Origin of the sequence: Methylobacterium sp. WCS2018Hpa-22 (genome assembly GCF_031843785.1) — a bacterium.
Classification (GTDB): domain Bacteria; phylum Pseudomonadota; class Alphaproteobacteria; order Rhizobiales; family Beijerinckiaceae; genus Methylobacterium.
Map to the genome: position 1 here is coordinate 126,160 of NZ_JAVTJA010000010.1, position 22,083 is coordinate 148,242.

At 68.3% G+C, this 22,083-nt stretch carries 22 protein-coding genes; 17 read left to right on the plus strand and 5 right to left on the minus strand.

All coding sequences use genetic code 11. The features are described from left to right. Window positions 1-18: 18 nt before the first annotated feature. Complete coding sequence (gene hemH, locus RQI43_RS14960) at window positions 19-1,101, minus strand: ferrochelatase (protein WP_311275648.1); 1,083 nt, start codon at window positions 1,099-1,101, stop codon at window positions 19-21. Window positions 1,102-1,230: 129 nt separating this feature from the next. On the opposite strand from hemH, the gene RQI43_RS14965 reads away from it, so the two are divergent. The 10 genes from RQI43_RS14965 to RQI43_RS15010 all read left to right on the plus strand — a co-directional run bounded on the left by RQI43_RS14965 (window position 1,231) and on the right by RQI43_RS15010 (window position 11,377). Next, a complete protein-coding gene (locus RQI43_RS14965) occupies window positions 1,231-2,184 on the plus strand; it encodes a bifunctional 2-polyprenyl-6-hydroxyphenol methylase/3-demethylubiquinol 3-O-methyltransferase UbiG (protein ID WP_056422972.1) in 954 nt (317 codons plus the stop codon). Window positions 2,185-2,305: 121 nt separating this feature from the next. Continuing rightward, window positions 2,306-3,826, plus strand: coding sequence for a bifunctional UDP-sugar hydrolase/5'-nucleotidase (locus tag RQI43_RS14970; protein ID WP_311275649.1), 1,521 nt, complete (start codon window positions 2,306-2,308; stop codon window positions 3,824-3,826). A 2-nt stretch (window positions 3,827-3,828) separates the two neighbouring features. Beyond that, window positions 3,829-4,512 (plus strand): uracil-DNA glycosylase, encoded by a 684-nt coding sequence (locus RQI43_RS14975; RefSeq protein WP_311275712.1) that lies wholly within the window; start codon window positions 3,829-3,831, stop codon window positions 4,510-4,512. A gap of 115 nt (window positions 4,513-4,627) precedes the next feature. After that, window positions 4,628-5,047 carry a hypothetical protein gene (locus tag RQI43_RS14980; RefSeq protein WP_056422980.1) on the plus strand — a complete coding sequence of 140 codons (420 nt, stop codon included), beginning with the start codon at window positions 4,628-4,630 and terminating at the stop codon, window positions 5,045-5,047. 94 nt (window positions 5,048-5,141) lie between these two features. Next, complete coding sequence (gene rlmN / locus RQI43_RS14985; protein ID WP_207411152.1) at window positions 5,142-6,428, plus strand: 23S rRNA (adenine(2503)-C(2))-methyltransferase RlmN; 1,287 nt, start codon at window positions 5,142-5,144, stop codon at window positions 6,426-6,428. A 9-nt stretch (window positions 6,429-6,437) separates the two neighbouring features. Next, window positions 6,438-6,920 carry a hypothetical protein gene (locus RQI43_RS14990; protein WP_311275650.1) on the plus strand — a complete coding sequence of 161 codons (483 nt, stop codon included), beginning with the start codon at window positions 6,438-6,440 and terminating at the stop codon, window positions 6,918-6,920. An 81-nt stretch (window positions 6,921-7,001) separates the two neighbouring features. Next, window positions 7,002-8,738, plus strand: coding sequence for a gamma-glutamyltransferase (gene ggt / locus RQI43_RS14995; protein WP_311275651.1), 1,737 nt, complete (start codon window positions 7,002-7,004; stop codon window positions 8,736-8,738). A gap of 72 nt (window positions 8,739-8,810) precedes the next feature. Beyond that, window positions 8,811-9,590 carry a lysophospholipid acyltransferase family protein gene (locus RQI43_RS15000; RefSeq protein ID WP_311275652.1) on the plus strand — a complete coding sequence of 260 codons (780 nt, stop codon included), beginning with the start codon at window positions 8,811-8,813 and terminating at the stop codon, window positions 9,588-9,590. A gap of 200 nt (window positions 9,591-9,790) precedes the next feature. Next, on the plus strand, window positions 9,791-10,174 hold the full coding sequence (locus tag RQI43_RS15005; protein WP_056422994.1) for a hypothetical protein: 384 nt from the start codon (window positions 9,791-9,793) through the stop codon (window positions 10,172-10,174). Window positions 10,175-10,279: 105 nt separating this feature from the next. Next, window positions 10,280-11,377, plus strand: coding sequence for a DUF2125 domain-containing protein (locus tag RQI43_RS15010; protein ID WP_311275653.1), 1,098 nt, complete (start codon window positions 10,280-10,282; stop codon window positions 11,375-11,377). Between the two features lie 211 nt (window positions 11,378-11,588). Here the strand turns inward: RQI43_RS15010 and RQI43_RS15015 are convergent, their stop codons facing one another. The 3 genes from RQI43_RS15015 to RQI43_RS15025 all read right to left on the minus strand — a co-directional run bounded on the left by RQI43_RS15015 (window position 11,589) and on the right by RQI43_RS15025 (window position 14,611). Then, the gene (locus tag RQI43_RS15015; RefSeq protein WP_311275654.1) at window positions 11,589-12,548 is read right to left on the minus strand and encodes a prephenate/arogenate dehydrogenase family protein; all 960 of its coding nucleotides are present in this window, start codon (window positions 12,546-12,548) and stop codon (window positions 11,589-11,591) included. Further along, window positions 12,541-13,662, minus strand: coding sequence for a histidinol-phosphate transaminase (locus RQI43_RS15020; protein WP_311275655.1), 1,122 nt, complete (start codon window positions 13,660-13,662; stop codon window positions 12,541-12,543). The genes RQI43_RS15015 and RQI43_RS15020 overlap by 8 nt, the downstream gene beginning before the upstream one ends. An 85-nt stretch (window positions 13,663-13,747) precedes the next feature. Next, window positions 13,748-14,611: a chorismate mutase gene (locus tag RQI43_RS15025; RefSeq protein WP_311275656.1), complete on the minus strand. Its 864-nt coding sequence runs from the start codon at window positions 14,609-14,611 to the stop codon at window positions 13,748-13,750. Between the two features lie 301 nt (window positions 14,612-14,912). Between RQI43_RS15025 and RQI43_RS15030 the strand changes: the two genes are divergently transcribed. From RQI43_RS15030 to RQI43_RS15045, 4 genes are all read left to right on the plus strand, one after another. Continuing rightward, entirely contained in the window at window positions 14,913-16,121 is a 1,209-nt protein-coding gene (locus RQI43_RS15030; RefSeq protein WP_056423362.1) for a homoserine O-acetyltransferase, read from the plus strand. 5 nt (window positions 16,122-16,126) lie between these two features. Further along, window positions 16,127-16,810: a methionine biosynthesis protein MetW gene (metW, locus tag RQI43_RS15035; RefSeq protein ID WP_056423365.1), complete on the plus strand. Its 684-nt coding sequence runs from the start codon at window positions 16,127-16,129 to the stop codon at window positions 16,808-16,810. Window positions 16,811-16,999: 189 nt separating this feature from the next. Next, window positions 17,000-18,232, plus strand: a complete 1,233-nt coding sequence (locus RQI43_RS15040; protein ID WP_311275657.1) for an adenylate/guanylate cyclase domain-containing protein — start codon at window positions 17,000-17,002, stop codon at window positions 18,230-18,232. Between the two features lie 161 nt (window positions 18,233-18,393). Next, window positions 18,394-18,654, plus strand: coding sequence for a hypothetical protein (locus RQI43_RS15045; RefSeq protein WP_311275658.1), 261 nt, complete (start codon window positions 18,394-18,396; stop codon window positions 18,652-18,654). Between the two features lie 185 nt (window positions 18,655-18,839). On the opposite strand, the gene RQI43_RS15050 is transcribed toward RQI43_RS15045, so the two are convergent. Next, window positions 18,840-19,703, minus strand: a complete 864-nt coding sequence (locus RQI43_RS15050) for a methyltransferase domain-containing protein (RefSeq protein WP_311275659.1) — start codon at window positions 19,701-19,703, stop codon at window positions 18,840-18,842. A gap of 76 nt (window positions 19,704-19,779) precedes the next feature. Here RQI43_RS15050 and RQI43_RS15055 point away from each other — a divergent pair, with 76 nt between their 5' ends. The 3 genes from RQI43_RS15055 to RQI43_RS15065 all read left to right on the plus strand — a co-directional run bounded on the left by RQI43_RS15055 (window position 19,780) and on the right by RQI43_RS15065 (window position 22,078). Then, window positions 19,780-20,826 (plus strand): extensin family protein, encoded by a 1,047-nt coding sequence (locus RQI43_RS15055; RefSeq protein ID WP_311275660.1) that lies wholly within the window; start codon window positions 19,780-19,782, stop codon window positions 20,824-20,826. A gap of 128 nt (window positions 20,827-20,954) precedes the next feature. Beyond that, the gene (locus RQI43_RS15060; protein WP_056423373.1) at window positions 20,955-21,422 is read left to right on the plus strand and encodes a hypothetical protein; all 468 of its coding nucleotides are present in this window, start codon (window positions 20,955-20,957) and stop codon (window positions 21,420-21,422) included. Then, the gene (locus tag RQI43_RS15065; RefSeq protein WP_311275661.1) at window positions 21,419-22,078 is read left to right on the plus strand and encodes a ribonuclease T2; all 660 of its coding nucleotides are present in this window, start codon (window positions 21,419-21,421) and stop codon (window positions 22,076-22,078) included. The genes RQI43_RS15060 and RQI43_RS15065 overlap by 4 nt, the downstream gene beginning before the upstream one ends. Window positions 22,079-22,083 lie beyond the last annotated feature (5 nt).

A 22,083-nucleotide genomic window follows, 5' to 3' on the forward strand; every position in this document is an offset into this window, starting at 1 on the left:
GCGGGCGGTGTCGGCGTCTCAGATCCAGCCCTGCAATTCGCGGCGGACCACGTTCTCGATCACCTTCATCCCGAGGTCGCTGTCGTTGAGACAGGGGATATAGGCGAAGCGCTCGCCGCCATTGTCCTCGAAATAATGGCGGTTCTCACCGTCGAGCTCCTCTAGGGTCTCGAGGCAGTCGGCGGTGAAGCCCGGCGCCACGATGGCCATGCGCTTCACACCGGATTTGGCGAGGGTCTGCACGGTCTCGTCGGTATAGGGCTTGAGCCATTCCTCGTTGCCGAAGCGCGACTGGAAGGTCGTGCGCATCCGTTCCGTCGAGAAGCCCAGGGCCTCGCGGATCAGCCGCCCGGTCTTCACGCATTGGCAATGGTAGGGATCACCCTTGAGAAGGTAGGATTTCGGCACCCCGTGGAACGAGGTGAGGATCACCTCCGGCTCGAAATCGAGCTTGGCCAATCCCTCGCGGATCGAGGTGGCCATGGCTTCGATATAGACTGGGTCGTCGTGATACGGCGCCGAGACCCGGACGGTCGGCTGCCAGCGCATCTGCATCAGCGCCTTGAAGGCCTGGTCGCAGGCGGTGGCCGAGGTGGCGGCGGCATATTGCGGGTAGAGCGGTACCAGCAGGATGCGGTCGCAGCCCTGGTCGAGGAGCGCCTGGATGCGCAGGGACACTTCCGGCTTGCCGTAGCGCATCGCCCAGTCGACCACGACGGAATCGCCCATCGCCGCCTGCAGCCGCTCGGACTGTCCGCGGGTGATGGTCTTGAGCGGACCCTCGTTGCGCTCGTTGTTCCACACGCTGGCATAATCGCGCCCCTTCGGGCCGGGACGCTTCGTGAGGATGATGAGGTTCAGGATGGGCCACCAGATCAGGCGCGGCACCTCGATGACGCGCCGGTCGGACAGGAACTCCTTGAGATAGCGGCGCATGGGCCAGTAGCTCGTGCCCTCCGGCGTGCCGAGATTCATCAGAAGCACGCCGACCCGGCCCCAGCGCACGGGCGGATGGTCGGAGGGCAGGCTGGCGGTCGCGGAGGAGCTGGTCTGCAACGGCTTGAGGTCCTTGAGGGACGTCGGTTCGACGCGTTCGTTCATCGGGTTTCCGAAGCGCCGACGTGAGGCGCGGTTATCTGAATGACGCCATTCCGGCACAGTTGTACCAGACGGCATATCTATCTAGAGCACGAGACCTGCCAGCGACCATCTCGTCAATGAAGGCGCGACATGCCGTCTCCCCGGTACTTCTTCAACCACTTCATGCCGTTCACCGGCTACCCCTATAAGGGGGCGCCGACGGTCTGCAATCTGTGCGGATCGGGCGAGACCGTGACGGTGGCGGAGACCGACCGGCGGCTGAAGACCCTGAAATCCATCGCCTGCGCGCAATGCGGGCTGATTCGCACCGACCCGATGCCGACGCCGGACGAATTGGCGCATTACTACGCCCATGCCTACCGGGCGGATTACCAGCTCGCCTTCGCCGGCGGGCCGCCGCGCCACCACCTCAACCGCTCGGCCCGCGAAGCGACCTTCCGCGCCGACCTGCTGGCGCCGAAGCTGAAGCCCGGTGCCCGGGTGCTCGATTTCGGTTCGGGTTCGGGCGAGTTCCTGGCCGCCGTCCGCGCCAGGGGCTGCGAGGCGGTCGGCATCGAGCCCGGCCGGGACTACGCCGCCTATGCCCGCCAGCACCACAAGGTCGAGGTTCTCGACGATGCCAGCGACGAGCGTTTTCCGCCCGGGCATTTCGACGTGATCTCGACGCATCACGTGCTCGAGCACCTGCGCGATCCGGCCGTGGTGATGGAGCGCCTGTCGCGCTGGCTGAAGCCCGACGGGGTGCTCTATGCCGCCGTGCCGAACATGGCCGCCACCGGCAAGCCGCCGCACGAGCGTTTCCACTTCGCCCATGTCCACGGCTACGTCCGGGAGACCTTCGACCTTCTCGCCCGTCGGGCCGGCCTCGTCCCCCATCCCGAATATTGGCGCGAGGACACGACGGTCGTCTACGTGAAGACCGACGCCCCGGTGGGCGAACTCGCCAATCCCGGCCTCGCCCAGCGCCTGGCCGTCGATCTGAAGCCGATGCCGGCCGCCGCCTATCTGGTGTCAGGCGCCTGGATCTGGCCAATGATCCGCCGCAACGCCAAAGCGGTGCGCGACGGTTTCGCCTCTCGCTGAGTTCGGCGTTCCGGCCTGATGCCGGAACCGGTGCCCCGTTGTTGCATCGGCTTCATCGATCGCGTCCACACTGGATTTCGGGTGGAAACTCCGCCGCCCGGCCCCTCGGAGACCTGTCGCGATGCCTCGTCCTACCCGTCGTCAGACCCTGAACCTCGGTCTCGGGGCGGGGCTCGCGGCAGGCTTGGCCGCGCCCGCCCGTGCCGGGGCGATCGAACCGACCTTCACGCTCCTCCTCGTCAACGACATCTACCTGATGTCCGAGGTCGAGGGCCGTGGCGGTTTCGCCCGCCTCAACGCTGTGGTGAAGGCCGAGCGGGCGCGCGGCGTGCCGATGCTCTACGCCCATGCCGGCGACACCCTGTCCCCCTCGCTGATGTCGGGGTTCGACCGCGGCGCGCATATCGTCGAACTCCTGAACATCGCGCCGCCGGATGTCTTCGTTCCGGGCAACCACGAATTCGATTTCGGCCCCACGACCTTCGCCCAGCGCATGGGCGAGGCGGCCTTTCCGGTCTTCGCGGCCAATCTGCGCGGTGCGAACGGCAAGCCGCTCAAGGGGATCCGCGACCGGATGATCGTGACGCTCGGCGGGATCCGGGTCGGCATCGTCGGCATCGCCCTCGCCAGCACGCCGGAGAAATCGCAATCCGGCGATCTCGTCTTCGGTCCCGAGATCGAGACGTTGCGCGCGGCGGCCCAGGCCCTTCGCGACGAAGGGGCCGAGCTCATCGTGGGCATCTGCCATACGGCGCGGATCACCGACGAGGCCATCGTGGCGGCACGGATCGTCGACATCCTGCTCTCGGGCCACGACCACGACCTCGTCGTGCAGTATGACGGGCGCAGCCTGCTGGCGGAATCGAGCTTCGACGCGCGCTACGTCACCGCCATCGACGTCGCCGTGACGGTGAAGGGGGCGGGCAAGGCCCGGACTCTGTCCTGGCACCCGACCTTCCGCATCCACGACACCGCCGACATCACCCCCGATCCCGAGACCCTCGCCCTGACACAGCGGCTCGAGGCCCGGCTGGCGAAAGAGCTCGATGTGCCGGTGGGGACGATCAGCACGCCCCTCGATAGCCGCATCTCGACCGTGCGCCTCCGCGAAGGCAGCTTCGGCAACCTCGTCGGCGATGCGCTCCGGGCGGCGACGGGGGCGGAGATCGCCCTCACCAATGGCGGCGGCATTCGCGGCAACCGGCTCTATCCGGCCGGTACCGTGCTGACCCGGCGCGACATCCTCACCGAGCTTCCCTTCGGCAACACCACGGTTCTGGTCTCGCTGACGGGCGCCCAGGTGCGGACCCTGCTGGAATTGGCCCTTGCCGATCTCGGCCGCCCGGCGGGTCGTTTCCCGCAGGTCTCGGGTCTCGTCGTCACGGTGGATCCGGGGGCGAATGCGGGACACCGGATTCAGTCCATCCTCGTGGACGGACAGCCCCTCGACGAGACGCGGACCTATACGGTGGCTTCCAACAACTTCCTCTACGATGGCGGCAACGGCTACGGCCTCCTCGCGGATGGGCGCACCCTGATCGGCGCCACGGACGGCAAGCTCGTGGCCAACGAAGTCATGGCCTATATCGCCCGGCATGCTCCCCTCTCCGTTCCCGAGGACGGCCGGATCGTGATTCGGTGACGATGCCCGGCCCGCTGAGCCTGGCCCTCCACGAGTTCCGCGCCTCGGGCTCGTCCTGGCTGACGCTGCCGTTCTTTTCCGGTGGAGCGGCGGATGCCGTCTGCGCGCGGGTCGATCGTCGCATCGCCGAGGGGGCGACGGTCCTGCCCGCCCCCGATTCCGTCTTCCGCGCCCTCACGCTGACGCCGCTGGAAGCGGTGAAGGCCGTGATCCTCGGGCAGGACCCCTATCCGACGCCGGGCGATGCCAACGGCCTCGCCTTTTCCTATGTCGGTCCCCGCCGGCTTCCGGCCTCTCTCAAGGTGATCCTCGCCGAACTGCCGGGCGCACCGGCGAGCGGCGATCTCACTCCCTGGGCCGGAAGGGGCGTGCTGCTCCTGAACTCCGCTCTCACCGTGGAGGCCGGCAAATCCGGCGCGCATCTGCGCTATGGCTGGTCCGCCCTCACCGATGAGGCCGTGACGGCGGTCTCTGCCCGCCCGACCCCCGCGATCTTCCTGCTCTGGGGCGCACAGGCCCGCGCGCGGGCGGCCCTCATCGACCGCGAACGATGCGGGGTCATCGAGACCGGACATCCCTCGCCGCTCAACCGGTTGCGGGATTTCCCGGGCACGCGGCCCTTCGACGAGGCCAATGCCTGGCTGGCGAGCCGAGGCCTTTCCCCCATCGATTGGTCGCTCGGTTGACGCGGTGAAACGGTCGCTTTGACAGGACGGCCCGGCGGTCTATCTCGGATGGGCAGCATAAGCGGAACGTAAGAATCCGCGCCGCCTCAAGAATGCTTCCGAGGAAACGCCGTCCATGCGCCTGAAACCCGTTCTCACCCTGTGCCTTGCGGCCGGCCTGCTCGCACCGACCCTCGCACAGGCCCAGATCCGCAACGCGCCTCCGCCCCGTGCCCTGGAATTCGCCGCCTATATCTTCGCCGCCGCGAATGTCTGCGGCTACCAGATCGGCGTCGAACAATTCGATGCTCTGCTCCAGAAGCAGAATGTCAGCGCCGCCGATGTCGGCCCGCGTGGACCTTTCGGCAACAAGGTCCAGACGATCTTCGCGCTGATGTCGAATCAGATGCAGCTGAACCGGGAGCAGGCCTGCCTGGCGGTCGCCGGCGAATACGGCCCCGAGGGCAATGTCGTGAAGAACGTGCTGCTTCCCATGGGCACAGCCACCCCACCCGCCGAAGCGAAGCCTCCGGCCGAGCCCAAACCCGCGCAGTAGGCCCCGCCATTCCGTGCACGCATCGGGACGCATTCGCGTTCCGGTGCGGGATCGCCTATATCGGATTCGTTCCAAGTCCGAAGGTTAGAGATCCATGGCGACGGCGTCGTTCGACACCGCCGGTCGCGACGTCAACGTCGTGGCCGCAATCGAGAAGCTTCCCGAGTTCCAGCCGGACGCCGTTCCGCCGGGCCGCTCGTCCCTCATCGGCCTCACCCGCGAGGAATTGAAGGGTCGCCTTGCCGCCATCGGCGTGTCGGAGCGCGAGCAGCGCATGCGCTCGGGCCAGCTCTGGCACTGGCTCAACGCGCGCGGCGCCACCGATTTCGACCAGATGACCAATGTCGGTAAGGGCCTCAAGGCCGATCTGGCGCGGGCCTACACGTTGGAGCGGCCCGAGGTCGTCACCGAGCAGATTTCCCGCGACGGCACCCGCAAGTGGCTGCTACGCATGGCGCCCACCGGCAAGCACGACCACAATCGCGGCGCCGAGATCGAGTGCGTCTACATTCCCGGCCGGGGTCGTGGCACGCTCTGCGTCTCGTCCCAGGTCGGCTGCACCCTCACCTGCAGCTTCTGTCACACCGGCACGCAGCGTCTGGTGCGCAACCTGACCGCCGCCGAGATCACCGCCCAGGTGGTCGTGGCCCGCGACCGGTTGAACGACTGGGTCGGCCAGAACCCGGTGGCTGCCGGCGAGGACGAGACCCGCCGCGCCGTCACCAACATCGTCTTCATGGGCATGGGTGAGCCCCTCTACAACATCGACAACGTCATCGATTCCGTGGGTGTCATGTCGGACCAGGAAGGCCTCGGCCTTTCCCGTCGGCGTATCACCGTCTCGACCTCCGGCGTGGTCCCGCAGATGCAGCGGCTCGGAGTCGAGGCGCATGCCATGCTGGCGATCTCGCTCCACGCGGTGCGGGACGACCTGCGCGACACGCTGGTGCCGCTGAACCGGAAGTATCCCCTGGCCGAACTGCTTGCGGCCTGTCGCAATTATCCCGGCCTCAACAATGCCCGCCGCATCACCTTCGAATACGTGATGCTCAAGGGCGTCAACGATTCCGATGCGGATGCGCGCGAGTTGGTGCGGCTGCTCAAGGGCATCCCGGCCAAGATCAACCTGATCCCGTTCAATCCCTGGCCCGGCAGCATCTACGAATGCTCCGACTGGGAGCGGATCGAGCAATTCTCCGAAATCGTCTATGAAGCCGGCTACGCGTCGCCGGTGCGGACGCCGCGCGGCCGCGACATCCTCGCTGCCTGTGGCCAGCTCAAGAGCGAGACCGAGAAGCTGCGTGCCCGCGCCCGGATGATGTTGGAAGACGGGATCGGCGCCGAGGGTGTCTATGCCGGGGCCGATGACGACGAAGGCTGAGCGCGTCCCATGCGGCTCGTCGGCCGCCTGATCTGGGCGTCTCTCGCCCTGTGTCTGGCCATTCCCTGCGGGGCCCTGGTGCTCGTCGTCGCCATCCTGTTCGATCCGGTCTCCAGCGAGGCGCTGACCCGGCTCGGCCTGTTCGGCTTCCTGCAGGGGATGACCGACCTCGCCTCCGGGATCGGACCCGACGCACTCCTCCTCCTGGCCGCCGGTATCGCCCGCGCCGGGTTCATCCTGCTGGTGCTGCCGCCCCTCGCCATGGCGCTCATCGGCGAGGCGATGAACCTGCGCAGTGCTCCGGCCTATGCCATCGGCACGGGGCTCGCCACCGCCCTCGTGCCGTGGCTGATGCGGGGCGCGCCCGCCTCCCTCGCCGCCCACAACCTCGCCGTTGAGGGACGGGTCACGGCCCTGCTTTTCCTTGCCGGAGCGGCCGCCGGGCTGGTCTATGGCTGGATCGCCATACGCGACCGGCCCGTGGGGGCCTGAACGGGCACCGCTGCCGTTGCGTTGGCTGTGACGGGCATCGGCGCAGGATGCCGTGGGAGAGCCTCGGATGACGGATTGGGCATGACCGGACATCGCTTCAGCCTCGCCTTGGCGCTTCTCACGCTCCTGTCAGGACCAGCCCTCGCGCAGGCGGTCCCGGAACTGCCCCCGATCCCTTCTGACGATGCCCGCATCCTCCCCGTCCTCGGGACTCACGGCATGGTGTCCTCGCAGGATGCCCTTGCGACCCGGATCGGTGTCGCGATCCTGAAGGGTGGGGGCAACGCCGTGGATGCCGCCGTGGCGGTGGGCTTCGCCCTCGCGGTGACACTGCCGCAGGCGGGCAATCTCGGCGGCGGCGGGTTCATGCTCGTCCGTCTCGCCGCCACCGGCGAGACCGTGGCCATCGATTTTCGTGAGACGGCACCCGCCGCGGCGACGGCGGACATGTTCCTCGCGCCCGACGGGCAGCCCGATCGCGGCGCATCCATCCGCACCGGCAAGGCCGTCGGTGTCCCGGGCTCCGTGCGCGGATTGGCCGAGGCGCACCGCCTCCACGGGTCGGGACGCTTCACCCTCGCCGATCTCGTCGCTCCCGCCCGTGCCCTGGCCAGGGACGGAATTCCCGTGGAGGGCGGGCTCGCCGATTCGTTGTCCCGCGCCGCCGACCGCCTCGGAAGGTGGCCTTCGAGCCGGGCCGTGTTCTTCCGAGACGGCCGACCGCTCCAGCGGGGCGAGACCCTGGTCCAGCCCGATCTCGCCGGGACCCTCACGGCCATCGCCGAACAGGGGCCCGATGCGTTCCATACCGGCCCGATCGCGGAGCGGATCGCCGCGGCGGCGAGAGATGTCGGCGGGGTGATGACGCCGGGCGACCTTGCCGCCTATCGGCCCGTGATCCGCCAGCCGGTGAAGGGCAGCTATCGCGGTTATGAGATCGTCTCGATGCCGCCACCGAGCTCGGGCGGCGTCCATCTGATCGAGATCTTGAACATCCTCGAAGGGTTCGACCTGGCCTCAATGGGCGCGGGCAGCGCCCAGGCCCTCCACACCCTCGCCGAGGCGATGAAGCCGGCCTATGCCGACCGGGCCACCTGGCTCGGCGACCCGTCTCGTTCGGAGGTGCCGGTGCGGGGCCTCACCGCCAAGGCCTATGCCGAGACCCTGCGCGCCGCCATCGACCCCGCTCGCGCCCGCCCGGCCGACGCGGTGAAGGCGGGTGACCCGCTGCCCTACGAATCCGACCAGACTACCCATTACTCGGTGGTGGACCGCGCCGGGAACGCCGTCTCCACCACCACGACCCTGAATTTCTCCTACGGGTTCGGGCTCGTGGCGGAAGGAACCGGCGTCCTCCTCAACAACGAAATGGACGATTTCTCGGCCAAGACCGGGAGCGTCAACGCCTACGGCCTCGTGGGTGGCCCGGCCAATGCCGTGGCGCCCGGGGCCCGGCCGCTTTCCTCGATGACGCCAGCCATGGTGCTCAGGGACGGACGCCTCGTCCTCGTCACTGGGAGCCCGGGCGGCAGCCGCATCATCTCCACTGTGCTGCAGGTGATCGTCAACGTCATCGATTTCCGTATGAACCTCGCCGAGGCGGTCACCGCTCCGCGCATCCATCACCAATGGCGCCCGGACGTGCTGTTCGCCGAAGACGGGCTCTCGCCGGACACCCTCGCTCTGCTTCGGGCGAAGGGGCACGCGGTGCGGGTGGGGTCGAGTTCGGGCTCGGCCAATTCGGTGTTGATGGGAAAGGGATTCGTGGCCGGGGCCGCCGATACACGCCAGCGCGGAACCCTGGCCGAGGGCGAATAGGGCAGTTAGGGCCTGGCGGATGGTGCGGCGGGACTGCGCGCGCTACAGGAAGAGCATCATTCCGGGTTTCCGATGCACATCCTCCGCTCCATCGCCTTCAACATCGTCTTCTATCTCGCCACCGCCCTCATCGCGATCGGCGGCCTGCCGGCCCTCGTCTCGGAGCGGGCCTGCATCCGCGTCGCCCGGTTCTGGGCCCATGTGAGCCTGTGGCTGTTGCGCGTGGTCGGGGGTGTGCGCGTGGAGTTCAGGGGGCTGCACCACCGCCCACCCGGCGCGCTGCTGGTGGCGTCCAAGCATCAATCCGCCCTCGAGACCCTGGCCCTCGTCACCGCCTTCCCGGACTTCGCCTATATCCTCAAGCGCGAGCTGCTCTGGATCCCGCTCTTCGGCTGGTTCCTGTCCCGCTCCGGCATGGTCGCCATCGACCGGTCCAAGGGCACACGCGCCATGGCCGCCATGAACGAGGCGGCGGCGCGCGCCATCCGCGACGGACGCCAGCTCATCATCTTCCCCGAGGGCACCCGCAAGGCGCCGGGTTCACCCCCCGCCTACAAGCTCGGCATCACCCATCTGTACGCGGCCCTGGCCGTGCCCTGTCTGCCCGTCGCCCTTAATAGCGGTCTCTACTGGCCGCGCCGCCAGCTGACCCGCCGCCCCGGCACCACGGTGATCGAGTTCCTCCCCCCCATCGCTCCCGGGCTGGACCGCACGGCGTTCCTGGAGGAGATGCAGACTCGGATCGAAGCCGCCTCCGATGCCCTCCTGGCGTCCGGCCGGGCGGATCTGGCGGCACGCGGTCATGCCGTGCCCGAGACCGGTGCCGTCGCAGAACAATCCAGGACCGCGTGAGCGCTCAGTCTATCCACAGGCTGTGGATAAGCCGGTCGGAGGCACCCTGCGGAGAGCGAAAGCGCGACTCTTGACGGGTGGAAATTGTTAAGATTATTCTGGAACAAAGGGCGAACGAGAAAGCTGTCTCCGTTCTCGTGCCGCAAGGCGCGGAACACGGCTTTCACCGACGCCCATCCTCTGATCCGGAGATCCCACCGATGCGCGAAGTACGTCTCAGGACGGCGGCCAGCCTGCGTGGAACTCCTGCCCTGGTGCTGAGCGCCTGGCGCGGACGGTCCGGGCGCCGCTACGTCGTCGGCATCCACGAATTGGTCGAGCGCGAACTCGACGACATGGGCGAGGCGGTGGTGATGGCCGTGCGCCGGGATTCCGCCGGGGTCGGCGAACTCATCGCCGTGACTGCGGCGGGGTCGAGCCCGCGCGAACGGCTCACCCGCAACTGGATCGCCCGTGCGCGCCATGGCGGCGCGAACGAGATGCATGTTCACCGCCTCGCCGAGGATGAGGCCGAGCGCTGCGAGATCGTGGCCGATCTTGAGGTGGACCATCCCCTGGATCAGATGATGGGCGTCGCGGCCTGAATCGGCGGGCGGCCATGCTTTCGCCGCGTTGAGACCCGCCAAAGCTCTGTCACGAAGGACCCCCTGTCGACGGCGACGGGGCTTCGAGATCGAGGCGAGCGGACGATGGCGCAGGCACCGGATTTGACGGCCAGGAAACGGCCATCGCGGACCGGCCTTTTCCTGCCCTACATCCTCCTCCTCGCCGTGATCCTGCTCTGGAGCGCGGGCTGGTTCTGGATTCGCGGCAAGGCCGGCTCCGAGATGGATGCCTGGATCGCCCGCGAGGCCTCGGCCGGGCGCAACTGGACCTGCGCCGATCGCTCGATCAGCGGCTATCCCTTCCGGATCGAACTGCGCTGCGCCTCCCTCGCCTTCTCACGGGCCGATAGCCGCTTCACTCTCGGACCGTTGACCGCGGTGGTGCAGGTCTATCAGCCGCGCCAGGGCATCCTACAGGCGAGCGGGCCGTTCCACGTGGAACAGGACGGCCTCGTCGCCGACGCCACCTGGACCTCGCTTGAGGCGAGTTTCCACGGTACCTCGGATGGGTTCACGCGGGCCTCCCTGGCGGTGGATGGACCGAAAGTCAGCGTGAGAAATGCCGCGCCGCAGCCCATCGACGTGACGGCCAAGCACCTCGAATTCCACGCCCGGCCGACACCTGCCCGTTTCGCCACCGAGGGGGCTGTCGATACCAGCCTGCGGCTGACCCAGGCGAACGTGCCGGTCCTCGATCCCCTCCTCGGCAATACCGCCCCCGTCGACGCGGCGCTCGACGCCACGGTGAATCGGGCCACCACCTTCCGGACCGGGCAGGTGGCGCGTGAGCTCGAAACCTGGCGCCAGGCCGGCGGCAGCCTCGACATCGCCCTGCTTTCCCTGGCGAAGGGAGATCGCCGTCTCCAGGCTCAGGGGAAGATCGCCCTCGACGACGAGCACCGTCCGGCCGGCCAGATCGATATCCGCGCCGCCGGGGTGGAGGCCCTGGTCGGTCAGATCATGGGCCAGCGTTTCGGGGCGGAGAAGGGGGCTCTGATCGGAGGCTTGGTCGGCAAGCTGCTCGGTGGCGGAAGTCGCCGCCAGGACGCCGAAACGGCCGCCACGCCAGCGGCGGCGGGAGATGCCGCCCTCAAGGCGATGCCGCCCCTGCGCCTCGCCGACGGCCGCCTGATGCTGGGTCCGTTCCCGATTCCCAACGTCCAGGTGCCGCCGCTGTACTGAAAGGCCGTTCTACGGATTGCGCCTGGCGTGGATGAGGTCATCATCCCACCCACGACCTCATCCTAAGGCGCGGCGATAGCCGCCTCGAAGGAGGCTTCCAGAACCCATTGCGCGAACTGGAGCCCTCCTTCGAGGCCTCCGCTTCGCTTCGTTGCCTCGGGATGAGGTGGTGGGCGAGAGACGGGCAGCGCTTGCCTCGGCCGGATGAACCCTACCGTTCGTTGACCGGTTCGTCCTTCGCCGGTTCCGGCGGGGTGCGGCTGCGGCCGAAATCCGCTTCCGCGGTCTCCTGCCCGAGGGCGACGATGCCCCGGCGAATGGCGCGGGTGCGGGTGAACAGGTCGAACAGCGCGTCGCCGTCACCCCAGCGGATGGCGCGGGCGAGGGCCGAGAGATCCTCGTTGAAACGGCCGAGCATCTCCAGCACCGCGTCCTTGTTGGTGAGGAACACGTCCCGCCACATGGTCGGGTCGGAGGCGGCGATGCGGGTGAAGTCGCGAAACCCGCCGGCTGAGAACTTGATGACCTCCGATTGCGTCACGGCTTCCAGATCGGCGGCGGTGCCGACGATGTTGTAGGCGATGAGATGCGGCACGTGGCTGGTGATGGCCAGGACGAGGTCGTGATGCTCCGGCGTCATGCTCTCGACGATGGCGCCGAGCCCCTCCCAGAAGGCCTGGACCTGCGCCGTGGCGGCCTCGTCGGTGCCCTCCGGCGGGGTGAGGATGCACCAGCGACCCGAGAACAGGGTCGAGAAGCCGGCATCGGGCCCGGAATATTCGGTGCCCGCCACGGGATGGGCCGGCACGAAACGAACGCCGTCCGGCAGATGGGGCGAGACGGCGGCGACCACCGAGGCTTTCACCGAACCGACATCGGACAGGATGGCACCGGGTTTCAGATGCGGCGCCATCGCCTCGGCGACGGCGCCCACCGCCCCCACCGGCACGCACAGGATGACGAGGTCTGCGCCGGCAATGGCTTCGGCCTCCCCCGTCGCCTCGTCGGCGAGGCCGAGGGCCCGCACACGCTCGATCACCGCCGGGTCGCGGTCGATGGCGACGATGCTCCGCGCCAGCCCGTATTGCCGTGCCCCTCGCGCGATGGACGAGCCGATCAAGCCGAGGCCGACGATGGCGAGGCGTTCGCAGACGGGGTTCGCCTCAGGCACGGATGCCATCCTTCACGAAGGCGGTCAGTGCCGTGACGAAGGCCTGGTTCGCCTCTTCGCTGCCGATGGTGACGCGCAGCGCGTTCGGCAGCCCGTAGGAGGTAACCCGTCGGACGATCACCCCGCGTGCGCTGAGATAGGCATCGGCCTCCGCCGCGCTGCGATTCGGCTCGTCGGGGAAATGGACGAGGATGAAATTCGCGACGCTCGGGGTGACCACGAGGCCGAGCGAGGACACGACCTCGGTCATCCAGGCGAGCCACGTCTCATTATGAGCGACCGCCGCCGCCACATGCGCCTCGTCGGCGATGGCCGCCGCCCCGGCCGCGATGGCGCTGCCCGACAGGTTGAACGGGCCGCGAATGCGATTCACTGCATCGATCACCCCCGCCGGGCCTACCATCCAGCCGATCCGCAGGGCCGCGAGGCCGTGGATCTTCGAGAAGGTGCGGGTCATCACCACGTTTTCGGACTCGAGAACGAGTTCGAGGCCGGCGCTGTAATCGTTCGTCCGCACGTACTCGGCATAGGCCCCGTCGAGGACGAGGAGGACGTTCGGCGGTAGGCCCGCATGCAGGCGCCGGATTTCGGCGAAGGGCAGGTAGGTGCCGGTCGGGTTGTTGGGATTGGCGAGGTAGACGATCTTCGTGCGCGGCGTGACGGCGGCGAGGATCGCGTCGACATCGGCGTGAAGATCGCGCTCGGGCACCACCACGGGCGTGCCGCCGGCGGCCAGGATGGCAATGCGGTAGACCAGGAATCCGTGCTCGGTGAAGATCCCCTCGTCGCCCTCCGAGAGATAGGCGTAGGCGAGGAAGGAGAGGAGCTCGTCCGATCCGGCGCCGCAGACGATGCGGGCGGGATCGAGCCCGTAGCGGAAGGCGATGGCCTCGCGCAGGCGTGTGGAATTTCCGTCCGGATAGAGGGCGAGGCGGAACGCTTCTTCGCGCATCGCCTCGATGGCCAGCGGGCTCGGGCCGAGGGGCGTCTCGTTCGAGGAGAGCTTATGGACCTTCACCGCGCCGGGGGCGCCGCTCTTGCCGGGCACATAGGCCTCGATGGCGAGGATGCCGGGGCGGGGGACGGGACGGGACACGGAGGGAGCGGAGGACATGAGCGCGGGCCGGCTGGAGTTCAGGCTGCCCGTCTAACGCAGCTTGCCCGCCTTGACGAGAGAACCGGCCCTCGCCTGCCCTGCGTCACACCCGGAACCGGGCGGCGTGGCTGCCGATTTCGTCGAGGCTTTCCACGCTCGCACCGGCCCGTTCTAGAACCTCGCGTAATTGCCGGCCGCCGACCCCGCCCGGTACGGCGAGAAGAAGGCGGTGCCCGTCCGCTGCCGTGGCGCGCGCCACCACCTCGCCGTAGAGGCCCTGCACGGCGCGGGCGCTTTCGGGCGTCCAGCTCTCCAGCCGGACCGCGTGGAGCACCCAGTCGCGCTGGGCCGCGGCCGGATCGTCGAGGGGGTTGGCCACTACGAAGACCGGGGTTCCGGCGGGATGGGTCGGCCGCTCGATGAAGGGCAGGCGCGCGATCACCTTGGGCCGGCCTTCACCGACGAGACCCTCCCACCACGGCGCCTCCGGGCTCGGCGGTGCGGAACCTTCGGGGTCGAGGCGAAAGATGCCGAGATCGCCGCGCGAGGCGGCCACGGCCTCGACCACCGCCGCGCAGGTGGGATGCGGCCGGTAGGGCACCGTGAATCCGAAATGGAATCGCGCCGAGTCGCGCATCGGTGCGTCGCCGCCGGACACGTCCGCATGAACGCTGAACGGGGCCTGGACCCAGGTGAAGGTGGCGATGATGACCCGCCATATCCCCTCCACGGTGTCGAGGGGGAGGAGCCCGCGATGGCGCTCGGCCACGCGCCGCATCATCGAAGCCTCGCGGCCGGGCCGGAAGGCGGAGCCGCTGGCCGAGGTGCGCTTGACCGCGATGAGCCGGTCGATGATCGAGCCGCGCTGGATCAGCAGGGCATGCATCTCCGCGTCGATCCGGTCGATCTCGGCGCGCAGCTCGGCGAGGTTGTCGAGGGGCGGTGCGGGTCTCGTGGTGAAGCGCATGCGGGCTGTCGCGTCCGGCGGCGGGTATGGATCGGGTGTGGATCTTGCCGACCCCGCATGAGGGAGACGGCCGATCGTGTCTACGTTTCCCGAAGCCCGAGGACCAGAGCACCGGTTGTGACCTTCTCGCGCGCGGCCCCTTTCGTTGACGCCCGTGCATACGCACATTACGCCCATCGCTACCCGGCTTCGTCGGGCACCGATGGGAATGGACCTTCGCGAAACGTCGATGGAGCGGCACCCGGCTGTTTCTTCGCATCTCCGCGGAAGCAAATCGGCGAATGACGCGCGAAGACGCCTGATGACCATGTCGCTCGATAGTCTCGCAAAGCCCGACGACGGCAATACCCGGCCGGACGGCATCCCGGCGGATGCGCCGCTCTCCCGCGACCCGCGAAGCCCGGTGGCCCTGTTCGGGCTCGACGAACCCCTGGCGATGGATGCCGGCGTCGATCTTGCGCCGTTCCGGATCGCCTACCAGACCGCCGGCACCCTCAATGCCGACCGGTCGAACGCGGTGCTCATCTGCCATGCGCTCACCGGGGACCAGCATTTCGCCCATACCCACCCGGTGACGGGAAAGCCCGGCTGGTGGGAGACACTGGTGGGACCGGGCAAGCCCGTGGACACCGATCGCTACTTCGTCATCTGCTCGAACGTGATCGGCTCCTGCATGGGCTCCACGGGGCCGGCCTCCACCGATCCCGCAACGGGCAAGCCCTACGGCCTCGATTTTCCGCTGGTGACGATCCGCGACATGGTGCGGGGCCAGGCGATGCTCCTCGACCGGCTCGGCATCCGCGACCTGTTCCTCTGCGTCGGCGGATCCATGGGCGGCATGCAGGTGCTGCAATGGGCGGCCCTCTACCCGGACCGGGTCTTCTCGGCGCTTCCCATCGCCACCGGCGCCCGCCACTCGGCCCAGAACATCGCCTTCCACGAGGTCGGCCGTCAGGCGATCATGGCCGACCCCGCCTGGGCGGAAGGACGTTACCTCGAAGCCGGCACGCGCCCCGCCAAGGGACTCGGGGTGGCGCGGATGGGCGCGCATATCACCTACCTCTCCGAGCCGGCCCTGCACCGAAAGTTCGGCCGCCGCTTCCAGGGCGGGTCCGCGCCGACCTTCTCGTTCAACGCCGATTTCCAGATCGAGAGCTACCTGCGCCACCAGGGCCTGAGCTTCGTCGAGCGGTTCGACGCCAACGCCTACCTCTACCTGACCCGCGCCATGGATTACTTCGATCTCGCGGCCGATCATGGCGGGGTGCTCGCCAACGCCTTCCGGAACACCAGGACGCGGTTCTGCGTGATGTCCTTCACTTCCGACTGGCTGTTTCCCACGGCGGATTCCCGCGCCATCGTGCATGCGCTGAACGCGGCCTCGGCCTCGGTCGCCTTCGTCGAGGTCGAGAGCGACAAGGGGCACGACGCCTTCCTCCTCGACGAGCCGGTGATGTTCAACGCCGCCAAGGGCTTCATCGACGCCGCCGCCCGGGCAAGGGGCTTGTGACGTCGGTGAGTCGCGTGGCCCCCGCCCCCTGGAGTACGACCGACACGCTGCCGCGCAGCGACGGCGCCCGCGTCGACCACCTCGTCGTGCTCGGCCTCGTGCCGCCCAGCGCCCGCGTCCTCGATATCGGCTGCGGCGACGGCACGCTCCTGGCGCTGCTGCGCGACCGGCGCGGCGTCGACGGGCGCGGCATCGAGCTCTCCCGCGAGGGCGTCAACGCCTGCCTCGCGCGCGGCCTGCCGGTGATCCAGGGCGACGCCGACACCGATCTCGCCAATTACCCCGACGACGCCTTCGACGTGGTGGTCCTGTCCCAGACCATCCAGGCGACGCGCAACCCGCGCATCGTCTTGGAACACCTGCTGCGGATCGGCCGGCAGGTGGTGATCTCGTTCCCGAATTTCGGCCATTGGCGGGTCCGGTCGGAACTGGCCTTCCGGGGCCGGATGCCGGTGACCGAGCTGATGCCGGAGGAGTGGTACGAGACCCAGAACATCCACCATTGCACCATCCGCGACTTCGTCGGCCTATGCCGGACCGTGGGGGCCGAGATCGAGAAGGCCACTGCGCTCGACGCGCGCGGCCGGCCGATGCGGATCTCCATGCCGTGGTGGGTCTGGAACCTGTTCGGCGCGCAGGGAGTGTTCCTCCTGCGGCGCGGCGACGGAGCGTCGTCCGACCCGACATAGGGCGATCCGGACGCCCTCCAGCTAAGCGAGGGTTCGGCTGCCGCTGCCCGGCATGCGGCAATCTCCACCGATGGCCTGCATGGACGACATCCGGCATGAGGGGCGGCCGATGGCGCAGGAGGAGACATCCTATTGAGATTTGGGGATCGAGACCGGACTCGAGCGGAAGAGTCGCGTTCGCCGACGATCATGCATTTGCAGCAGGCATCGAGCGGCCGGTCCTTCGCCCTGCAGCTGCTCATCGTCCTGGTCCTGCTCGTCACCGCGCAGACCTATGACGGATCGATTCACGGTCTGGGACACTGGATCGTCCTGTCCGTCTATGCCGGGGCTTCGATCCTCCTGGCGCTGCTCAGCCTGCGAACGGCACCGGGTACCGGCATCCCCGTGGGCCCGAGCCGAGGGTGGCTCGGCTGGGGCTCGACCCTCCTCAATGCCAGCGTCGCGATCTACGTCCTCGTCGAGCACATGTTTCTGGGCGCCGCCGACACGGAGGAGGCAGCCGCCGCGGTCAGCCGGATCCCGGCCTTCCTGATCCTGTTGCAGACCGCGCTCACCATGCGCGTCTGGCACACCTGCCTCTTCGCCGGTCTGGTGACGGCGGGGTGGGGCGGCGCCATCCTGTTCGTCTATCTCTCGCCCGAGAGCCATCATCTCGGACCGCACGTCACCCTCGACGAGGAAGTTCCAGGGCTTCTCACCTTCATGGTCGCCAGCCTCGTGGTCCTCGACGGTGTGCGACGGCTGACCTGGGCGGTGGCGGCGACGTTCCGGCTGGAGCGAGAGCGCCTGATTCTCACCCGGTTCGTCCCGGCCGCCGTCGCCGAGGATCTGGCGCAGGGCGGCGGCCCGGGCGAAGTCCAGGAACGTCATGCCTGCCTGTTCGCCCTCGACATCCGCGGCTTCTCGGCCCTGACGCGGACACGGCCTCCCCAGCAGGTGGTGGAGGTCCTCATGGAGATGCGCGCCCTGACGCATCGGGCCGTGACAGAACGCGGCGGCATCATCGACAAGTATATCGGCGACGGTGTGCTGGCGCAGTTCCTCGTCGGCCCTCCCCAGGCGCAGGCGCGCGCGGCCTTCACCTGTGCCGAGGCGGTCCAGCTGCGGCTGGCGGCTCTCAACCGGCGCCTTGCGGAGAAAGGCCTTCCCTCGTTGCGCGTCACCATCGCGCTTCATGCCGGCGACGTCCTCGTCGGCGTGTTCGACGACGGTCATCGCGCAGAATTCACCGTGCTCGGCCCGGCGATGAACACCCTCGCGCGCATCGAGGCGCGGGCCAAGGCCGTGGACCTCCCGATCGCCATCTCGGAGGATTTCCGCGATCTCCTTGCCGGCTCCGGGGCGAGCGGTCTCAACTGGATCTCGGCCGGGACGGTGAGCGAGGCCTCCGGGCCCCGGCTCTACGCCGTTGCGCGCTGAATCGTATCCGGCCCGATCCCATCGGCAGGCTCGTCACTTAATCCCGCATGGTTCGTGTGCCGTGACACGTCATGAAGGAAAAAGACTTCCTATATCAGTTTCATACAGAGCGAAGCGGGCCAAACATCTGGTCTGCACTGTAAAGGAACTTATTAAACGCCATGATGAACCGTATCGCCGCCGTCGCTACCGCTCTTGTGCTTGGCGCTGCTTCGATCTCTTCTGCAACGGCGTTCGAGCGCCCCTCGCGCTACACCTCGTTCTCGCCCTATGATGTCACTGAGACCGGCTCCCTCAGGGAGGTCAGCCGCCCGCCCGCCTATCTGGGCTGCCCGATGAGCTCGGCCGCCGAAGGCAATGCCAACCAGCAGAACTTCCCGGTCCAGCAATACGGTCAGACCTCTGGCGGAAACCGCTGCTGATCGTTTGAGACGAGAGGGACGAACATGGTTCTGAAGGGCTTTTCCTACGCCATGATCGGTGCCTTCGCGGGCGGCCTGATCTGGACGATCGTCGGCACCGCGAGCGTCTTACTGGCCTCGTAGGTCGGATCTTTCACCAAGACCGGAACGCTGTGCGGCGGGGCGAGAGCCCCGCCGTTTCCATGTCAGGGATCGCGCCGGATCTCCAAGGTGGCGACCTCGTAGGTGATCGCCCCCCCTCCCCTTTCGAACTGTCGGATGACCGTCCGCAATGCGCCGGGCGAGAGGGGACGGACGGTGCCCGGCGTTCCCGCCCCGATGGCGCGAAGCGAGCGGAGGAAGGCCCGGCCGTCCGCGTGCTTCTCGACGACCGGCTCCAGGAACAAGTTACTCGTGCAGCCGGCAAATTGTAGTCGGGCCAGGGCCTTCGCCGTCGGATAGGACGGCGTGGCGGGGCGATGGCCGACGGCCTCATGTGCCGCGTGCCATTCGCGGAATGTGCCGGACGCCAGGGTCGTCACCGCGAGGAATCCGCCGGGTGCCAGCAGACCGGCGAGGCGGCCGAGCGTGCCCTCCAGATCCTCGAACCATTGCGCCGCCAAGCTCGAACAGATCAGGTCGAAGCCCGGCGCCAGGCAGGGCCGCTCTCCGTCCATGACGAGAAAGGTCAGGTCGGGCCGATGCTGCATGCGCTCACGCCCCCGCCGGATCATGGCGGGTGCCAGATCGGAGGCGACCATCAGGCCGGGCTTCACACGAGCGAGGACGGCCTGCGTGAGGAAGGCGGTGCCGCAGCCGATCTCGAGAATGCGTGGCGATGGGGCGAGGGGCAGGAGGGCGATGCGTTGCGCCAGCCGTCCAGCGACCTCCGCCTGGATGATTCCGGCGGCATCGTAATGGTCTGCCCCGTCGAAGGCCCGGGCCACAGCCTGTTTCCAGGGACGCATCGGTGCCGTCGGCGGGGTCATCGGTGAGGCTGCGATAGCGTGGGTGGAGGGCGCGGTCGAGGGGCCGCCCGAGGCTGTCTGCGACGCAGCCTCCTTCGTCATCCACAATCCTCCACAGGGGTGCGATCGCTCCGCATCGTTGACGAACGCTTTACGAAAAGCTGCCCATTGTTCCGATATGTGGCGTAGCGTACTCGCGTTTTCCGTTCTCGGCCTCATTGGCGCAGGTCTCACCGGCTGTGGACGCAGCCCGTTCGAGAGCCGTGAGCCTTGGCGCGACCAGACCGAACAGGCCTGCAACGCCAAGCGGCTGGTGGAGACCACCGAATTCGTGACGCCGGTGAAGGAGATCGCCGGCCCGGGTGTCTGCGGTATGCTGCAGCCTTACCGTATTACCCGTCTCGGCAAGGGCTCGGTCGTCCTGAAACAGCGGATGACGCTGGCCTGCCCGGCCCTGGCTGAGGCCGAGGCATGGCTGGCCGACACGATCCAGCCCGCCGCTAACCTGTATTTCGGCCAGCCCGTGGCGGAGATCAACGCGGGCTCCTATGCCTGCCGTGGACGCAACAACCAGGCCGGGGCCAAGCTCTCGGAGCATTCGTTCGGCAATGCCGTCGACATCATGTCGTTCAAGCTCGCCGACGGCTACGTCATCACCGTGAAGGGCGGCTGGCGCGGCACCGAGGCCGAGCAGGGCTTCCTGCGCGAGGTCTTCATCGGTGCCTGCGCGCGCTTCTCCACCGTGCTCGCCCCCGGCTCCAACGTCTTCCATTACGACCATATCCACGTGGATCTCGCCCGGCACGATCCGCGCGGCCTGAAGCGTATCTGCCAGCCGCTGCTGAAATTCACGCCGCAGCTCGGTGCGGACGGCGTGCCCCGGCCGGTCTCGCGGCCTCGCCCGGTGGAGCGCCAGCCCGCCGCGCCGCAGGCCCCCGTCGATATCGAGGAGGACGATCCCTACGGCGTGACGCCGATGTCCTCGAACCGGCACCCGGCGCGGACGAGCCCGCAGGTCGCCCGCGCGCCCTCCCCTGCCCTCTCCGCTGCCGCGCCGTCCGCCCGCGCGCCCTCGGCCTATGCCTCCACACCGGTGACCCGTCCGGCGCCGCGCCCGCAGACGTCCCGTCTCGCGGCGGCACCCACCTATGACGAACCCGCGCCGGGATTCTCGGCCGAACCGCTCTCCCTCGCCGCGCCCGGCCTCTCGGACCCGATCTACTGAGGGCCGGACTGTGTTCCGGCTGCCCCAGGCCGGAGCGAAAGCGACACCGCCACGGCCCTTCCGCTTGACACCGCTCGACGAGACGCCATCGTCCCGGAATGAACGGACTCCAGCGAAAAGACGCCGGCATGCGCCCGAATTCCCTCGTCACCGCCCTTGCCCTCGGCCTCGCCCTCGCGGGCAGCCTGCAACCTGCCTTCGCCCGCTCGGGCCGCGAGGAGATCACCCCCGCCGAGGAGCGTGAGTTCCCGTTCGATGGCGACATCCCCGGCTGCCAGGATTCCTCGGTTCTGGAGAAGGTGTCGAGCCAGTTCGCCGAGAAGGAGGCGAAGTTCTGGAACTCGAGCCTCACCATCGTGGGCTATGACCGGATCGAGCGGACCGCGTGGCGCCCCTGGGGGCTCGACACCTATCCCCGCCGGTTCTGCAGCGCGGTGGCGACCACCTCGGACGGCATCAAGCGCAAGGTCGATTACTCCGTGCGCGAGGGTCTCGGCCTGATCGGCGCAAGCTGGGGGGTCGAGTTCTGCGTCCACGGCCTCGACCGCAACCTCGCCTATGCCTACGCCACGGCCTGCCGCGAAGCCCGTCCGTGAGACGTGCCTCGGCGCTCGCCGTACTCTTCCTGACGGCGTTCGCCGGAACCGCGCAGGCCCAGGGCTACGGACGTGGCGGCACGCCCGGCGAGTTCGATTTCTACGTGCTGGCCCTGTCCTGGTCGCCGACCTATTGCGAAACGGCCGGGCGGCGTGACGCCGACGGCCAGTGCCGGCCGGGTCGCCGCCTCGGCTTCGTCGTCCATGGGCTATGGCCGCAATATACGCGGGGCTACCCGTCCGACTGCTCTTCCGTGGAACGCTCTCCCACCCGCCAGGCCATGGACGTGGCAGGTGAAGTTTTTCCGAGCGAGGGGCTGGCCCGCCACGAATGGCGCAAGCACGGCACCTGCTCGGGCCTCGACCCGATGTCGTATTTCAAGGCTACCGCCCAGGCGCGGCAGGCCGTGACGATCCCGGCCACCTTCGCCAAGCCCGATTCCGATACCCGCATCGCTCCCGTCGACATCGCCCGTCAGTTCGTCGCGGCCAATCGCGGGCTTCGTCCTGATATGATGTCGGTCACCTGCACCCGGGGAGAGTTGCAGGAGGTGCGGGTCTGCTTCACCAAGGACCTGCGCGGCTTCACGCCCTGCCCCGAAGTGGCGCGGCAGAATTGCCGTGCGGGCGAAATCGCCGTCGACGCGAGCCGGTGAGGCCA

What these genes read in the sequence shown, in the direction of transcription:
- RQI43_RS15000 (WP_311275652.1), top strand. Translation starts at nt 8,811, where the DNA reads ATGCACATCCTCCGCTCCATCGCCTTCAACATCGTCTTCTATCTCGCC.
- RQI43_RS14975 (WP_311275712.1), top strand. Translation starts at nt 3,829, where the DNA reads ATGCCCGGCCCGCTGAGCCTGGCCCTCCACGAGTTCCGCGCCTCGGGC.
- RQI43_RS15060 (WP_056423373.1), top strand. Translation starts at nt 20,955, where the DNA reads ATGCGCCCGAATTCCCTCGTCACCGCCCTTGCCCTCGGCCTCGCCCTC.
- RQI43_RS14980 (WP_056422980.1), top strand. Translation starts at nt 4,628, where the DNA reads ATGCGCCTGAAACCCGTTCTCACCCTGTGCCTTGCGGCCGGCCTGCTC.
- hemH (WP_311275648.1), bottom strand. Translation starts at nt 1,101, where the DNA reads ATGAACGAACGCGTCGAACCGACGTCCCTCAAGGACCTCAAGCCGTTG.
- RQI43_RS15045 (WP_311275658.1), top strand. Translation starts at nt 18,394, where the DNA reads ATGATGAACCGTATCGCCGCCGTCGCTACCGCTCTTGTGCTTGGCGCT.
- RQI43_RS15040 (WP_311275657.1), top strand. Translation starts at nt 17,000, where the DNA reads ATGCATTTGCAGCAGGCATCGAGCGGCCGGTCCTTCGCCCTGCAGCTG.
- RQI43_RS15010 (WP_311275653.1), top strand. Translation starts at nt 10,280, where the DNA reads ATGGCGCAGGCACCGGATTTGACGGCCAGGAAACGGCCATCGCGGACC.
- RQI43_RS15050 (WP_311275659.1), bottom strand. Translation starts at nt 19,703, where the DNA reads ATGACGAAGGAGGCTGCGTCGCAGACAGCCTCGGGCGGCCCCTCGACC.
- RQI43_RS15030 (WP_056423362.1), top strand. Translation starts at nt 14,913, where the DNA reads ATGACCATGTCGCTCGATAGTCTCGCAAAGCCCGACGACGGCAATACC.
- rlmN (WP_207411152.1), top strand. Translation starts at nt 5,142, where the DNA reads ATGGCGACGGCGTCGTTCGACACCGCCGGTCGCGACGTCAACGTCGTG.
- RQI43_RS14965 (WP_056422972.1), top strand. Translation starts at nt 1,231, where the DNA reads ATGCCGTCTCCCCGGTACTTCTTCAACCACTTCATGCCGTTCACCGGC.
- RQI43_RS15055 (WP_311275660.1), top strand. Translation starts at nt 19,780, where the DNA reads ATGTGGCGTAGCGTACTCGCGTTTTCCGTTCTCGGCCTCATTGGCGCA.
- RQI43_RS15020 (WP_311275655.1), bottom strand. Translation starts at nt 13,662, where the DNA reads ATGTCCTCCGCTCCCTCCGTGTCCCGTCCCGTCCCCCGCCCCGGCATC.
- RQI43_RS14990 (WP_311275650.1), top strand. Translation starts at nt 6,438, where the DNA reads ATGCGGCTCGTCGGCCGCCTGATCTGGGCGTCTCTCGCCCTGTGTCTG.
- ggt (WP_311275651.1), top strand. Translation starts at nt 7,002, where the DNA reads ATGACCGGACATCGCTTCAGCCTCGCCTTGGCGCTTCTCACGCTCCTG.
- RQI43_RS15005 (WP_056422994.1), top strand. Translation starts at nt 9,791, where the DNA reads ATGCGCGAAGTACGTCTCAGGACGGCGGCCAGCCTGCGTGGAACTCCT.
- RQI43_RS15025 (WP_311275656.1), bottom strand. Translation starts at nt 14,611, where the DNA reads ATGCGCTTCACCACGAGACCCGCACCGCCCCTCGACAACCTCGCCGAG.
- RQI43_RS14970 (WP_311275649.1), top strand. Translation starts at nt 2,306, where the DNA reads ATGCCTCGTCCTACCCGTCGTCAGACCCTGAACCTCGGTCTCGGGGCG.